12 protein-coding genes and 3 pseudogenes are annotated in these 12,954 nt (G+C 62.7%); 10 read left to right on the top strand and 5 right to left on the bottom strand.

The features are described 5' to 3' along the window. Window positions 1-165: 165 nt before the first annotated feature. The 4 genes and pseudogenes from HDG37_RS40240 to HDG37_RS03920 form a co-directional block, all read left to right on the top strand. Window positions 166-369, top strand: a pseudogene (locus HDG37_RS40240) (IS3 family transposase); the annotation flags it as partial. A gap of 493 nt (window positions 370-862) precedes the next feature. Next, window positions 863-1,027, top strand: a pseudogene (locus HDG37_RS39005) (IS110 family transposase); the annotation flags it as partial. A gap of 292 nt (window positions 1,028-1,319) precedes the next feature. Then, window positions 1,320-2,648, top strand: a complete 1,329-nt coding sequence (locus HDG37_RS03925; RefSeq protein ID WP_184044427.1) for an IS110 family transposase — start codon at window positions 1,320-1,322, stop codon at window positions 2,646-2,648. 38 nt (window positions 2,649-2,686) lie between these two features. Further along, window positions 2,687-2,878 (top strand): annotated as a pseudogene (locus HDG37_RS03920) (transposase domain-containing protein); the annotation flags it as partial. Window positions 2,879-2,937: 59 nt separating this feature from the next. On the opposite strand, the gene HDG37_RS03915 reads toward HDG37_RS03920, so the two are convergent. After that, the gene (locus tag HDG37_RS03915; protein WP_184044425.1) at window positions 2,938-3,861 is read right to left on the bottom strand and encodes an SDR family oxidoreductase; all 924 of its coding nucleotides are present in this window, start codon (window positions 3,859-3,861) and stop codon (window positions 2,938-2,940) included. An 11-nt stretch (window positions 3,862-3,872) separates the two neighbouring features. Next, entirely contained in the window at window positions 3,873-4,076 is a 204-nt protein-coding gene (locus tag HDG37_RS03910) for a heavy-metal-associated domain-containing protein (RefSeq protein WP_184044423.1), read from the bottom strand. 134 nt (window positions 4,077-4,210) lie between these two features. Here HDG37_RS03910 and cueR point away from each other — a divergent pair, with 134 nt between their 5' ends. The 4 genes from cueR (at window position 4,211) to HDG37_RS03890 (ending at window position 6,938) form a co-directional block, all read left to right on the top strand. Next, a complete protein-coding gene (cueR, locus tag HDG37_RS03905) occupies window positions 4,211-4,672 on the top strand; it encodes a Cu(I)-responsive transcriptional regulator (protein WP_184044421.1) in 462 nt (153 codons plus the stop codon). Window positions 4,673-4,929: 257 nt separating this feature from the next. Continuing rightward, window positions 4,930-5,076 carry a DUF3563 family protein gene (locus HDG37_RS03900; RefSeq protein WP_075643732.1) on the top strand — a complete coding sequence of 49 codons (147 nt, stop codon included), beginning with the start codon at window positions 4,930-4,932 and terminating at the stop codon, window positions 5,074-5,076. Window positions 5,077-5,324: 248 nt separating this feature from the next. After that, window positions 5,325-5,675, top strand: a complete 351-nt coding sequence (locus HDG37_RS03895; protein WP_260332726.1) for a hypothetical protein — start codon at window positions 5,325-5,327, stop codon at window positions 5,673-5,675. 222 nt (window positions 5,676-5,897) lie between these two features. Next, window positions 5,898-6,938, top strand: coding sequence for an ABC transporter substrate-binding protein (locus HDG37_RS03890; protein WP_184044419.1), 1,041 nt, complete (start codon window positions 5,898-5,900; stop codon window positions 6,936-6,938). Between the two features lie 77 nt (window positions 6,939-7,015). On the opposite strand, the gene HDG37_RS03885 is transcribed toward HDG37_RS03890, so the two are convergent. Then, complete coding sequence (locus HDG37_RS03885; RefSeq protein WP_184032566.1) at window positions 7,016-7,861, bottom strand: 23S rRNA (adenine(2030)-N(6))-methyltransferase RlmJ; 846 nt, start codon at window positions 7,859-7,861, stop codon at window positions 7,016-7,018. Window positions 7,862-7,980: 119 nt separating this feature from the next. Beyond that, the gene (locus HDG37_RS03880) at window positions 7,981-8,952 is read right to left on the bottom strand and encodes an aldo/keto reductase (RefSeq protein WP_184044417.1); all 972 of its coding nucleotides are present in this window, start codon (window positions 8,950-8,952) and stop codon (window positions 7,981-7,983) included. A gap of 235 nt (window positions 8,953-9,187) precedes the next feature. Here HDG37_RS03880 and HDG37_RS03875 point away from each other — a divergent pair, with 235 nt between their 5' ends. Together HDG37_RS03875 and HDG37_RS03870 are read left to right on the top strand one after the other, a co-directional pair. Continuing rightward, the gene (locus tag HDG37_RS03875) at window positions 9,188-9,985 is read left to right on the top strand and encodes a 3-hydroxybutyrate dehydrogenase (protein WP_184044415.1); all 798 of its coding nucleotides are present in this window, start codon (window positions 9,188-9,190) and stop codon (window positions 9,983-9,985) included. Window positions 9,986-9,995: 10 nt separating this feature from the next. Further along, the gene (locus HDG37_RS03870; protein ID WP_184044413.1) at window positions 9,996-11,228 is read left to right on the top strand and encodes a patatin-like phospholipase family protein; all 1,233 of its coding nucleotides are present in this window, start codon (window positions 9,996-9,998) and stop codon (window positions 11,226-11,228) included. Window positions 11,229-11,383: 155 nt separating this feature from the next. On the opposite strand, the gene HDG37_RS03865 is transcribed toward HDG37_RS03870, so the two are convergent. Further along, complete coding sequence (locus HDG37_RS03865; RefSeq protein WP_184044411.1) at window positions 11,384-12,583, bottom strand: amino acid aminotransferase; 1,200 nt, start codon at window positions 12,581-12,583, stop codon at window positions 11,384-11,386. Between the last annotated feature and the right edge of the window lie 371 nt (window positions 12,584-12,954).

Below are 12,954 nucleotides of genomic sequence, written 5' to 3'. Positions count from 1 at the left end.
TCCCGGTTCGGGTGGGAAACATACACATGATATTTCGGTCCGCAAGAGGCCGAGCGGGAGGCGTCCATTCCATTGAACCGGGCCCGCTGGCCCATCGCGATGATGGCACGGCTGCTCGGCGTCTCGACGAGCGGCTATTACATGTGGCTGGTGCGGGAGCCGGCGATGCGCACGCGTAGCGATGCGCAACTGCTCTCGCGCATCCGCACGCTCCATGGGAGCTCGCGCGGCACGTATGGGGCACCGCGTATTCATGCGCAACTCGCGCGCGAAGGCGTACACGTGGGGCGCAAGCGGGTGGCGCGCCTCATGCGTATGGCGGGTCTGTGCGGGGCAAGCCGGCGGCGCTGGCCGCGCACCACACGGCCACGCGCAGGCGCCCGGCGTGCGCCTGATCTGGTGCGCCGGCACTTCAGTGCCGACGCGACAAACGTGCTGTGGGTCGCAGATGCGACCTATGGTACGCCCAGCCAGCGTAGCCCGCCCGTATGGGGGTGAAGCTGCTTGAGCATGTTTGGAATGCAGGACTCCGGAGGAGTTGACGTTGCAGTACCGGGGCATGCCTTTTCTCTGCTGCGGGAGAAAGTGAGCCGAAGCGGCGGTGACTTGCTGACACTGGCAAGGTGACGTAGTCCGTGGGAAACGGGGCTTGCGGCGAAGCGGTTACGCCAAGATGAGCCTCCAGGCTGAGCATGGGACGGTTGAGGAACACGAACCTGTTAAACCGCATCTGAGGGTTGAAGTGTCACCCCTGCCCACACCGCTTTATGGGCAGGACGCGAACTGCCGCTGGTCACACGTATGGCCCGGCGGCACGAATGCTGACTGGATATGTAGCCCGTCTGCAAGGAATCACGGGGAGCGCGCAGCTAGACCGTGGTACTTCATGGTCACGCGCGGCGAAGCCTTCGTCGACCAGGGGCAGCAGCGCTATGAGGAACAGCAACGCCAGCGCAGCATCGCAGCCCTCAGGCGACGTGCTTCCGCCCTCGGATTCCAGCTCCAGCCAAACGCGCCGACTCCATGAAAACCAACCTTTTCCATTGGGTTTCTTGAGAGCAGTTCAACCCCGTGCCGGGGCCGGCGTATGCGGAGAAACAGGGATGAGGTATACAGGTGAACGGCGGCGCCGCGATGACCGACAGACCAATGGTGCGCACTGGCGGCCTGCCCGCCGCGAAGTGAGCCCGCTTGAGAGCATGGTCCGGGATTCGTCGGCGACAGTGGTGAGCAGCGCGAGCTGCATCCCGTTCACGAGATCGAGTCAATTTCGACGCATCCCATGGCGCTGCCGTTCATCCACCATAGTGAGGTGAACCATGGCGATGCGCAAGCGCGAAGACAGCCCCGAGGTATTTCCGAATGCGGCGGGGATCGATATTGGCGGCTCGAGTCACTGGGTCGCGTTGCCCAAAGGGGCGGCTGAAGAGCCGGTACGCGAGTTCGGCACGATGACCGACGATCTGCACCAGATGGCGGACTGGCTGCTCGCGTGCGGTGTCGACACGGTGGCGCTTGAATCGACGGGCGTATTCTGGATCCCTGTGCATGAGGTGCTGGAGCAACGCGGGCTGACGGTCTGGCTGGTTGACGCACGGCAGATGAAGTACGTGCCGGGGCGCAAGAGTGACGTGATGGACTGCCAGTGGCTGCAGAAGCTGATGAGCCTGGGACTGCTGAGGGCGGCCTTTCGCCCGTGCGACGAGGTCTGCGTAGTGCGCGCAGTGGCGCGTCAGCGCGAGGTCCTGCTCACCGAGCAGGCCAGCTGGGTGCTGCGCATGCAGAAGGCGCTGGTGCAGATGAACTTGCAGCTCACCGAGGTGCTCACCGATGTGATGGGCCTGACCGGGCAGGCGATTGTGCGCGCGATTGTCGCCGGCGAGCACGATCCGAAAGTACTGGCCCGCCATCGCCACGGCCGCGTCAAGGCCAGTGCGGCCGAAATCGAACGGGCGCTGACCGGCAACTGGCGTGACGAGCACCTGTTCGTGCTGCAGCAGGCGCTTGCAATGTTCGACAGTCTGGCTCAACGCGTCGTCGAATGCGATGCGAAAATCGAGGCCCTGCTCAGGCCACTTGGGGTTCACGAAGTCAAACTGTCAGGTCCCGGCAAGCGCTGCGGCAAGAACACGCCGCAGTTTGATGCGCGCACGGCCCTTGCGCGCTGGGCGGGCGTCGACCTCACGCGTATCAACGGGCTGTCCGTGACAACGGTGATGACGATTCTCTCCGAGATCGGTCCGGACCTGAGCCGCTTTGCCAGCGTGAAACACTTCTGCTCGTGGCTGGGGCTGTGTCCAGGCACCAAGATCAGCGGCGGCAAGGTTCTGAGCGCGCGCACGCGCCGCTCGGCGAACCGGGTTCGGCAGGCGCTGAAGCTCGCCGCCATGAGCCTGTCGCGCAACGACTCGGCGATTGGTGCGTTCTACAGGCGGTTGTGCGCGCGTATGGACAAGCCGCGCGCGAATACGGCGGTCGCCCACAAGCTCGCCCGAATGGTGTACTTCATGCTCACGCGGGGTGAGGCCTTCGTTGACCAGGGGCAGCAACGCTACGAAGAGCAGCAGCGCCAGCGCAGTATCGAGGCACTCAGGCGCCGCGCCACGGCGCTTGGCTTCCAGATTACCCCAAGCGCGCAAACCCTCTGAAAACCAGCGCGACTTTAATGTTTCTCACGAGGATCTGATTGTTCGCCGGGTCGCTGCGCGCTGGCCGACGTGCGGCCGCAATCATGAGCCTCATCCGCTCAGCGCAACTCAACGGTCACGAGCCCCACGCATATCTGAAAGACCTCGGGACACGGCCGCCCACCCACAGGGCAAGCGACATCGCCGCATTGCTGCCACATAACTGGCAACCTCTTACCGCTGTCGCCTGATTCACCGTTCGTCAACGTGGGTTTGCCGGCCGCTTACCGTACGCACGCAAGGCGCCGGATCATACGGAAGTTGCCTGTCCCTGCCACGGAAACGCGGCCAGCACCTCCCGGATCGCCATATCGAAGAGCGTGCGTCGGCCGATTCCGAGTACCTCTAAACGGCTCGATGCCAGATGACAGTTGTGCGGGCGCGGCGTCGCGTCGGTGGGCGTGCGCTGGGGCGTCAGACGCGCGTCGAGTTGCAACGCTTCTGCCAGGCGCACGGCGATCTCGTACTTGTTCATCGGTTCGTCGCCCGACCATTGCACGATGCCAGAGACCGTTTCGCCGCGCGCGTGCCGCTCGAGCATCTGTCGGATCACGACAGCGACATCGGGCGTGAACGTAGGATAGCGGATCGCCCAAGCGTCCATCCTGGCAGCCTGGGCCCCCGGCGCCGCCGCCGCTGCAATCGCCGGCACGAGGCTAGTCACGGCCGATTCCGACCAACTGACGATCGGACCATATAGCAGCGGCAGACGCAGCACGCATCCGCCCTCGGCCGTGTGGGTCAGCGCTCGCTCGCCTTCGAGCTTGCTCTGTCCGTACGCGTTAAGTGGCGCAGGTGTGCTGTCGTGACGATAGGGCGGGTGCGCGCCGTCGAACACGTAGTCGGTCGAGATCGACAGTGTCCACGCGCCGTGTCGGTTCGCCGCCCCGGCGATCATTCGCACGGCATCGACGTTCAGCGCGCGAGCAAGCGCCGGATCGCGCTCGCATACATCGGGACGGCGCTCCGCCGCGGCAATCACGACGGCATCCGGCGCTACGCGGTCGATGAAACGCTCGACCGCGACGCTATCGCGAACATCCAACGCGACCATTCGTGGAGACGTTCGGCTATATGCGGTGGAGACGGTCTGCCAGCCGGTCTGGCGCGCGAGTTCGTCGTTGAGCGCGCGGCCGAGCAATCCGGAACCACCTATTACGGCAACCTTGAACATGCGCGGCACCCTCAGCGCACAGACGTGACCGTGTATCCGGCTTCGTCAATCGCGGCCTTCAGCGCATCGACGGGTTGCGCCGACTCCACGAGCACGCGGCCGGTCGCGAGATCCACCTTAACCTGCGCGGCGGCGTCGTGCTCGCGAATCGCGCTCGTGACAGCGGCAACGCAGTGCTGGCAGTTCATGCCTTCTACATGGAGTTCGATTGTCATTGCAAAGACCTCGGCGGAATCAGATTGCGGATAGTCGAATTATGCCTGCCGTACCTTGTTTGGGTAGCTGACCTTCCCACCATGGGAAGGTGTAGGATCGATTGGAGTTCAGCCGCAACCTTGAGGAAACAGTCATGAACATAGGCGAAGCGGCCCGCGTGTCGGGCGTTACGGCAAAAATGATCCGCTACTACGAAAGTGTCGGCCTATTGACTGCGAAGGCGCGCACGAGTGCCGGTTATCGCGTGTATGGCCCGCAGGAAGTGCATTCCTTGCGCTTTATTCGCCAGGCTCGCCGGCTCGGATTTCTGGTCGAGGATATCCGGCGGCTGCTTGCTCTATGGCACGACCGCTCGCGTGCAAGTGCCGAAGTAAAGCGGATCGCGCTCGAACATGTCGCCGAACTCGATCGCCGCATCGCCGAACTGACGGACATGCGCGACACTCTCGCGCATCTGGCCGATCATTGCCATGGTGATGACCGGCCAGATTGTCCGATTATCGAGCGACTGGCGGACACCGATCTTGTATCGGGACAAGGTTGCCGTCCGCTTTTAGCGGCTGATCGAAGTGCAACCGAGCCTGCCGATTCTTAAGGTCGAGCGATTCATGCACCGAAAGTGCGCATAAAAATTGCGAAAATGACGTCCACTTAAAGGATGCCTGGATGAATCCCAATAAAATCAGGAACTGCATTGCACCTTTACAGTGCGCTATTCCAAAACGGAATGCACACCATGCGGGCATTTCACTGTTCAGGTTGTACCTTAGGGCTATAATGCGGGTTAACCCTTTTAGGGGAAATCCCTGATGTCAAATCACCGGGGATTCGATCTGATCCTTGGAGAACATCATGTTTGCATTCCTTCTTGAGAAGCTCAGCACCTGGTTCGAAACCGCGGAACGCAGCCGTCGTGAGGCATATCTCGCCTCGTCGTCGGATATCGTTCAGCTCGAACAGCGCATCCGTTCGCTCGAAACCAACGGCTATTCGCTGTAAGTTTCCGCTTTGAGTTTGACCTGGCGGGGCTGCTTTTGCGCGGCCATTGCCGTACCAATGTCGAGCCCCGTCAAAGCGGGGCTTTGTCGTATCTGGACATCGAAATCCGCGTGTGCCTTCGACGTTTTTTCGAGTGAACGGCGCAAGAAAGCTGCTGATGGCGAATATCGACTAGCTTCGTAACGCGGCCCGCGGTAATGTATGGCGTTTTTCGCGCAAGACGGCATTCATAACCAATCGGGCTGTCCATGTCCTCCGTCCGTTCGCTGCAAACTTTCCGAGCCGTGATGGCCGCGGCCGCCATGGCGACGCTCGCGGCCCTCTGCGCCGCGTCGGACGCATTCGCGGTGTCCGATAACGGGCGTCCCCCCGTGATCCTCGACACGCTTGGCGGCGTCAATAATGGCCAGAGCGGTACCGTACTGCTGAGCTCGCCGCCTGCGCCGGAGCCGATCGTCGCCGCGCCGCCGATCGCGGCACCGGTCGAGCTGCCTCCGGAATTGTCGCCGCCGTTCGTGGTCGCGCCGTATATCCAATTGCCGGCGGGTCGTGGCGTGCCGCCGCGGCCGATGCCTCGAGCGGTGCCCCTTCCGCAATAGGTACCGACGGCGGGAAAGATCGTCGGCGGTGCTTCTGCGGTCCCGTTTCTCCCCATACGCCAGCTTGCCTCGCACCCGACAATCTCATTCGGGTTTGGGCGCATGGCGTCCGTGAAACCGTCCGACGACAATCGTTGCACGCCTCGCCGCCGTGAGCTTCGATCTCGGCGAGTGCGCCTGCGTCACTGCTTCGAACGGAAAACACAACAAGGAGACGTCACCATGCTCAATCAATGGATGCAGCGTGCGACGCGCACCTGCGTGATGCTGCTCGCACTGGGTGCGTTGCCCGGCGCTGGGTTCGCGAAGGACACGCCGGAAATGCCGACACTGACGATGGCCGTCGGCGGCTTACCTGGCCTGTACTATCTGCCGGTCCTCGCCGCACAGCAGCTCGGCTACTTCAAGGACGAAGGCCTGAACGTCACGCTCGAAGATTTCGCGGGCGGCTCGAAAGCGCTCGAAGCGGTGGTGGGCGGCAGCGCCGAAGTCGGCGCGGGCGCGTTCGAGCACACGTTGTTCATGCAGGCGAAGGGTCAGCACTATCGCGCGTTCGTGTTGATGGGCCGCGCACCGCAGATCGTGATCGGCGTGGTGAAGTCGAAGGCCGATCAGATCAAGTCGCTCGCGGACTTCAAAGGCGCGAAGGTCGGCGTGAGCGCACCGGGTTCGTCGACGGATCTCGTGCTCACCGTTGCGTTGCGCAAGGCCGGCGTGCAGCGCAGCGACATTTCGGCGATCGGTGTCGGCAGCGGCGCGACGGTGCTGGCCGCGGTGGGCAGTGGGCAGATCGACGCGCTGTCCAATGTCGATCCAATGATGACCAAGCTCACGCGTAGCGGCGCCATCAAGGTGCTTGTCGATACGCGCACGGTGAAAGGTACGCAGGAGGTGTTCGGCGGCATGATGCCCGCGGCGACGCTTTACGCGGCCGAAAGCTTCATCCAGAAAAATCCGAAGACAACGCAGGCGCTGACCAACGCGATCGTGCGTGCGAATCGTTGGCTGCAGACTGCGAGCGACGCGGATCTGCTGAAGATGGTGCCGCAAGCCTATCTATTGGGCGACCCGACGCTCTATCTCGACGCCTTTCACAACGTGCGCGACGCGTATTCGCCGGACGGACTGATGCCCGCTGATGGCCCGGCGACGGCGCTGCGCGCGTTGTCGTCGTTCGATAGCCGGCTCGATCCGAAGAAGATCGATCTGAGTGCTACCTATACGAACCAGTTCGCGAGCAAGGCGGCGGCGCAGTTCAAGTGAGCGTATGCGGAGATCGGGTTGCGCAAGACAGGTGACGGGGAACCGCGCGCGGCACGCTCACGCGCCGCTCATCACGTTCAATTGCCGCGATATTCGACCTTGAACGTCGCAGCCTTGTCCTCGCCGAGCGTTTTGACGAGCCATGGCATCTGATCCTTCAGCGTCTTGGCGAGCGTATACGGCGGATTCAGGATGAACATGCCGCTACCGAACAGCCCATAGCCGTCTTCCGGGGGATTGCTGACGGTCAGGCTGACGTGCAGCCAATTGTCCTTCTGCAACTGCTTCAGTTGATCGGGAAAGCGCTGCGACTCAGGGCGCTTGACCTGCGGATACCAGACCGCATACGTGCCGGTCGGAAACCGCTTCAGACTTTCCTCGACACAGCGCAGCGTGCGCCCGTAATCGCGCTTGTCTTCATACGACGGGTCGAGCAGGATCAGCGCGCGCCGCGGCGCGGGCGGCAACAGCGTGAGAATCCCGTCGAAGCCGTCGCCCGCATACAGCATTGCGCGTCGGCCCGCGTCGCGAAAATTGTGGCGCAGCACGTCGATTTCGGTGCTGTGCAATTCGAAGAGCCGCATACGATCTTGCGCGCGCAGTTGTCGCCACGCAAGATACGGCGAGCCCGGATAAAAATGCAACTGGCCATCGGCATTGAGCGCGCTGACTTCATCGACGTATTCGGCGAACAGCGGCGGGAGATCGTTGCGGCCCCATAGTTTCGCAATACCCGTCTCGAACTCGCCGGTCTTCGTCGCGTAGCCTTCCTTCAGCGAGTAAACGCCGGCGCCCGCGTGCGTGTCGATATACCAGTAGGCCTTGTCCTTCTGGCCAAGGTAGCGCAGGAGCTGCAACACGACGGCGTGTTTCAGAACGTCGGCGTGATTGCCGGCATGAAAGGCGTGGCGGTAGCTGAGCATGATGAGAGGACGCTGAGAGAGCGCAGGCTGGCCCGAAGGAGCCGGCGACGCGCGGTCGCGTATTGTACGCGACCGCGCGTGCCCGGTTAGCCACCCGGTGCGTGGCGCTGCGCGTGCGATTACTCGTGCGCGTCGCCGATGATCTCCTCGATCCGCTGCTTTATCTCCGGTGTGATGCGCTCGGCCACCTCGGCGGACTGCATGTTTTCGCCGATCTGTTCGACCCGCGAGGCGCCCGTGATCACCGTGCTGACATTCGGATTCTTCAGAATCCACGCGATCGCGAGCTGACCGACCGTGCAGCCGAGCTCGTCGGCGACCGCGCCGAGCTGGCCGACCACGTTGTTCCGGGTCGGGTCCGTGAGCTGCTGGCGCAGCCAGTCATAGCCCTGCAACTGCGCGCGACTGTCGGCTGGCACGCCGTCACGATATTTGCCGGTGAGCAGACCCGATGCGAGTGGGCTCCACGTGGTCAGGCCGAGGCCGATGTCCTCGTAGAGCCGTTTGTATTCCTGCTCGACGCGTTTGCGGTGAAACAGGTTGTATTGCGGCTGCTCCATGACCGGCTTGTGCAGATGATGCCGCTCGGCGATTTCATAGGCGGCGCGAATGTCGTCGGCGCTCCATTCCGAGGTGCCCCAGTACAGCGCCTTGCCGCGCGCGATCATGTCGCTCATTGCCCACACCGTTTCCTCGACCGGCGTGTTCGGGTCGGGACGATGACAGAACACGAGATCCACATAGTCGAGCTGCAGGCGCTTCAGCGACGCGTCGATCGCGTTCATCAGGTACTTGCGGTTCAGCGTGTGGTACTGGTTCGGCGCTTCGTTGAGTCCCCAGAAGAATTTCGTCGACACGACGTAGCTCACGCGCGGCCACGCGAGCTCCTTCAACGCATGGCCCATGATCTCCTCGGATTTGCCGCCCGCGTAGACTTCGGCGTTGTCGAAGAAATTGACGCCCGCGTCGCGCGCGGCGGCAAGCGATTCGCGCGCGGCGCGGTGATCCACCTGGTTGCCGTACGTGACCCATGAGCCGATGGACAACTCGCTCACTTGCAGGCCCGAGCGGCCCAGACGTCGATGATTCATGCATGTCTCCTGGTTGGTGATGCCACGGGAATGGAGCCCGGATTCAGCCCGAAAGCGTCCAGTTTAAAGAGATACGGTTCGATGTGCGTTTTACCTATGTCGTTCACAGGGTTCATGCACAATAGCAAAGTCGGCCGCCGCGCTGCATCCGCCGAACGGTCTATACAGTTTGGCCGACTTCTCGCCGCGCGCGGTCTCGTGGTCTTATTGCTCATCAACTGCATGGAGGTTCTGGATGTCGTCTCTGAACTCGAATCTGAACGGCAAAGTTGCCGTCGTCACTGGTGCCGCGAGCGGCATCGGCAAACAGATCGCGTTGACTCTGTCGGCCGCGGGTGCTGCGGTCGCGATCGCCGACCTGAACCAGGACGGCGCGAACGCCGTGGCTGAAGAAATCAGAAAGGGCGGCGGTAAGGCAATCGGCGTGGCAATGGACGTGACGAACGAAGATGCCGTCAACCAGGGGATCGACAAGGTCGCCGAGGAATTCGGTTCGATCGACATTCTCGTTTCCAACGCCGGCATCCAGATCGTCAATCCGATCGAAAACTATTCGTTCTCGGACTGGAAGAAGATGCAGGCCATTCACGTGGACGGCGCGTTCCTGACCACCAAGGCCGCGCTCAAGTACATGTACAAGGACAATCGCGGCGGCGTCGTGATTTACATGGGCTCGGTCCACTCGCATCTCGCCTCGCCGCTGAAGTCGGCGTACGTGACCGCGAAGCACGCTCTGCTGGGCCTGTCGCGCGTGCTTGCCAAGGAGGGCGCAGCGCATAACGTGCGTTCGCACGTCGTGTGTCCGGGCTTCGTGCGCACGCCGCTCGTCGACAAGCAGATTCCCGAGCAGGCGAAAGAATTCGGCATCAGCGAAGAGGAAGTGATCAAGCGCGTGATGCTGGGCGGTACCGTCGACGGTATCTTCACGACGGTCGAAGACGTCGCGCAGACCGTGCTGTTCCTGTCGACATTCCCGAGCGCGGCGCTGACCGGCCAGTCGTTCGTCGTGAGCCACGGCTGGTACATGCACTAAGGGGCGGCGCATGGCGCAACGCAATCTGAAGCGGGCGCGGGTGGGCGTGTCGGGCGACGGGGAGGGCGCGGGTCCGTCGGTCGCCGCCCGCCCGCGCCGGCATCTCCGGTTGCCCAACTACGAAACCGTCGCGCTGATGCTGCAAGGCGGCGGCGCGCTCGGCGCCTATCAGGCCGGCGTCTTTCAGGGACTTTACGAAGCCGGCATCGAACCGAACTGGATCGCGGGCATCTCGATCGGTGCACTGAATACGGCGATCATTGCGGGCAATCCACCGGAACGACGCGTCGAGCGTCTGCTGCAATTCTGGGAGACGATCTGCCAGCCGGCGTTCGGGGCGCCCTTGCCGGCTCCGATCGAGCACCTGCTGTTCAATTCGAGCGAAGCGGTGCGCAAGGCGTTTACGGCCGCGCAGGCAATGAGCGCGATCGTCGAAGGGCAAAAGGGCTTTTTCGTGCCGCGTTTCCCACCGCCGTTGCCCACGGTGTCCGGTCCGCCGCAATTGGCGAGCTACTACGACACCACGCCGCTGAAGGCCACGCTCGAGTCGCTGTGTGATTTCGACCGGATTAATTCCGGCGAAATACGCGTGTCGGTGGGCGCGGTGAATTGCGGCACGGGCAATTTCGCGTACTTCGACAATACCCACACCATGCTCAGGCCCGAGCATTTCATAGCGTCTGGCGCGTTGCCGCCGGGCTTCGCGGCCGTCGAGATCGACGGTCAGTTCTACTGGGACGGCGGCCTGATGTCGAATACGCCGCTCTACGAGGTGCTCCAGTCCACGCCGCGTCGCGACACGCTCGCGTTTCAGGTCGACCTATGGAGTGCGATCGGGCCGGTGCCGGACAACCTCACCGACGTGCAGGGCCGCATGAAAGACATCCAGTATTCGAGCCGTACGCGTCTTGTGACCGACATGCTGCAGCGCTCGCAGCGTTTCCGCCACGTACTGCGCGAGGTGCTGGACCGTGTGCCAGAAGACCAGCGCGACGATCCGTGGTGCAAGCTGGCCGAAGATCTGTCGTGTTCAAAGCGCTACAACGTGATTCACCTGATCTACCGGCACAAGGAATACGAAGGACACTACAAGGACTTTCAATTCGGTCTGTCGACGATGCGCGAGCATTGGCGAAGCGGTCTCGAAGATATTCTCCGTTCTCTCGAGCAGCCCGACTGGCTCGATATGCCGGAAAACGATGCCGGGTTCGTCACGCACGATATTCATCGGGATTCGCGCTGATTCCTCGCGGAGAGCCCCGACGCTGCGCCAACCAAGGCCGAACCGTCAGAAAATAAAAAAACGGCGCCCTTTCAGAAAAGGGCGCCGTCTTTACAGGCGGTGGCAGCGGCGAACCTGCTGCACTTGCACGGCAAAGCTCCGCGCTGTGAATCGCCTTACTTCAGCACGTGAGCAATCGCGGTGGCGACGACGTCGAGGTTGCGCGTATTGAGCGCAGCCACGCAGATGCGGCCCGTGCTGACCGCATAGATACCGAACTCTTCGCGCAGACGGTCCACTTGCGGTGCCGTCAGACCCGAGTACGAGAACATGCCGCGCTGTGCGTTCACGAAGCCGAAGTCACGATCAACGCCGCTTGCCTTCAGACGCTCGACGAGACCATTGCGCATCGCGCGGATGCGCTCGCGCATTTCGCCCAGTTCGCTTTCCCACGTCGCGCGCAGTTCCGGCGATGCGAGCACGGCCGCGACTACCGAGCCGCCGTGCGTCGGCGGGTTCGAGTAGTTGGTGCGGATCACGCGTTTCAGTTGCGACAGCACGCGCGCCGCTTCTTCCTTGCTCGCGGTGATGATCGACAGTGCGCCGACGCGCTCGCCGTACAGCGAGAACGACTTCGAGAACGACGAAGACACGAACACGTTCAGTTCCTGCGCCGCGAACAGACGCACGGCTGCCGCGTCCGCTTCGATGTTGTCGCCGAAGCCCTGGTAGGCGATATCGAGGAACGGCACGAGGTTGCGCGCCTTGACGACCTCGACGACCTGCTTCCACTGCTCGACGCTCAGGTCGACGCCGGTCGGGTTATGGCAGCACGCGTGCAGCACGACGATCGCGCCCGCCTCATAGCTGTTCAGCGCGCTCAACATGCCGTCGAAGTTCACGCCGTGCGTCTGCGCGTCATAGTACGGATACGATTCGACGACGAAGCCCGCGCCTTCGAACAGCGCGCGGTGATTTTCCCAGCTCGGATCGCTGATCGCGACCTTGCTATTCGGATTCACGCGCTTCAGGAAGTCCGCGCCGATCTTCAGCGCGCCCGTGCCGCCCAGCGCCTGCGCCGTGACGACGCGGCCGGCCGCAATCAGCGGCGAGTCGTTGCCAAGCAGCAGCTTTTGCACGGCGGCATCGTAAGCGGCGATACCTTCGATCGGCAGATAGCCACGCGGCAGCGCGGCTTCGACGCGGGCCTTTTCCGCCTCGCGCACGGCGCGCAGCAGCGGAATCTTGCCTTCTTCATTGAAGTACACGCCAACGCCGAGGTTGACCTTGGTGGAGCGCGTATCGGCGTTGAAAGCTTCGTTCAGGCCCAGAATCGGGTCGCGGGGAGCAAGTTCGACGGCGGAGAACAGAGACATGATGGGTGGGCAGCAGTAGTGAAAAGAGGGCGGCTTCGCGCGCGTGCGGCCTCATCTGGGGCGTCGGCGGCGTTTCGCGGGTGGGCGTGAGTTCGACGAAACGCGAAAATCGGGGACGTCCTATGGACAGCGGCGAGCGAGCGCAACTTCGCATTGTAACGAATCCGGGCGCTTTTTTCGGACGACCAGACGGGCAAAAGGCGATTATTTGCTTGAAAAACAGGCACTGGAGAGCCATGTGGCAGTAAGGAATTCGAGCGGGCGTGGCGATGTCGACGGCGCGAACAGGCCGAGGTGCGCTGCCCATTGGCGCTGACTGCGCCACGATGACGCGTGGCGTGGAGGACACAGCCCGGCATGGGAGTTCGCGG

This window comes from Paraburkholderia sp. MM5384-R2 (genome assembly GCF_014201025.1).
Taxonomy (GTDB): Bacteria; Pseudomonadota; Gammaproteobacteria; order Burkholderiales; family Burkholderiaceae; genus Paraburkholderia; species Paraburkholderia tuberum.
This window is presented reverse-complemented; position numbering and strand designations above follow the sequence as displayed.

Excerpts from the sequence above, each read along its gene's own strand:
- HDG37_RS03925 (WP_184044427.1), top strand. The coding sequence starts at position 1,320 with ATGGCGATGCGCAAGCGCGAAGACAGCCCCGAGGTATTTCCGAATGCG.
- HDG37_RS03915 (WP_184044425.1), bottom strand. The coding sequence starts at position 3,861 with ATGTTCAAGGTTGCCGTAATAGGTGGTTCCGGATTGCTCGGCCGCGCG.
- HDG37_RS03910 (WP_184044423.1), bottom strand. The coding sequence starts at position 4,076 with ATGACAATCGAACTCCATGTAGAAGGCATGAACTGCCAGCACTGCGTT.
- cueR (WP_184044421.1), top strand. The coding sequence starts at position 4,211 with ATGAACATAGGCGAAGCGGCCCGCGTGTCGGGCGTTACGGCAAAAATG.
- HDG37_RS03900 (WP_075643732.1), top strand. The coding sequence starts at position 4,930 with ATGTTTGCATTCCTTCTTGAGAAGCTCAGCACCTGGTTCGAAACCGCG.
- HDG37_RS03895 (WP_260332726.1), top strand. The coding sequence starts at position 5,325 with ATGTCCTCCGTCCGTTCGCTGCAAACTTTCCGAGCCGTGATGGCCGCG.
- HDG37_RS03890 (WP_184044419.1), top strand. The coding sequence starts at position 5,898 with ATGCTCAATCAATGGATGCAGCGTGCGACGCGCACCTGCGTGATGCTG.
- HDG37_RS03885 (WP_184032566.1), bottom strand. The coding sequence starts at position 7,861 with ATGCTCAGCTACCGCCACGCCTTTCATGCCGGCAATCACGCCGACGTT.
- HDG37_RS03880 (WP_184044417.1), bottom strand. The coding sequence starts at position 8,952 with ATGAATCATCGACGTCTGGGCCGCTCGGGCCTGCAAGTGAGCGAGTTG.
- HDG37_RS03875 (WP_184044415.1), top strand. The coding sequence starts at position 9,188 with ATGTCGTCTCTGAACTCGAATCTGAACGGCAAAGTTGCCGTCGTCACT.
- HDG37_RS03870 (WP_184044413.1), top strand. The coding sequence starts at position 9,996 with ATGGCGCAACGCAATCTGAAGCGGGCGCGGGTGGGCGTGTCGGGCGAC.
- HDG37_RS03865 (WP_184044411.1), bottom strand. The coding sequence starts at position 12,583 with ATGTCTCTGTTCTCCGCCGTCGAACTTGCTCCCCGCGACCCGATTCTG.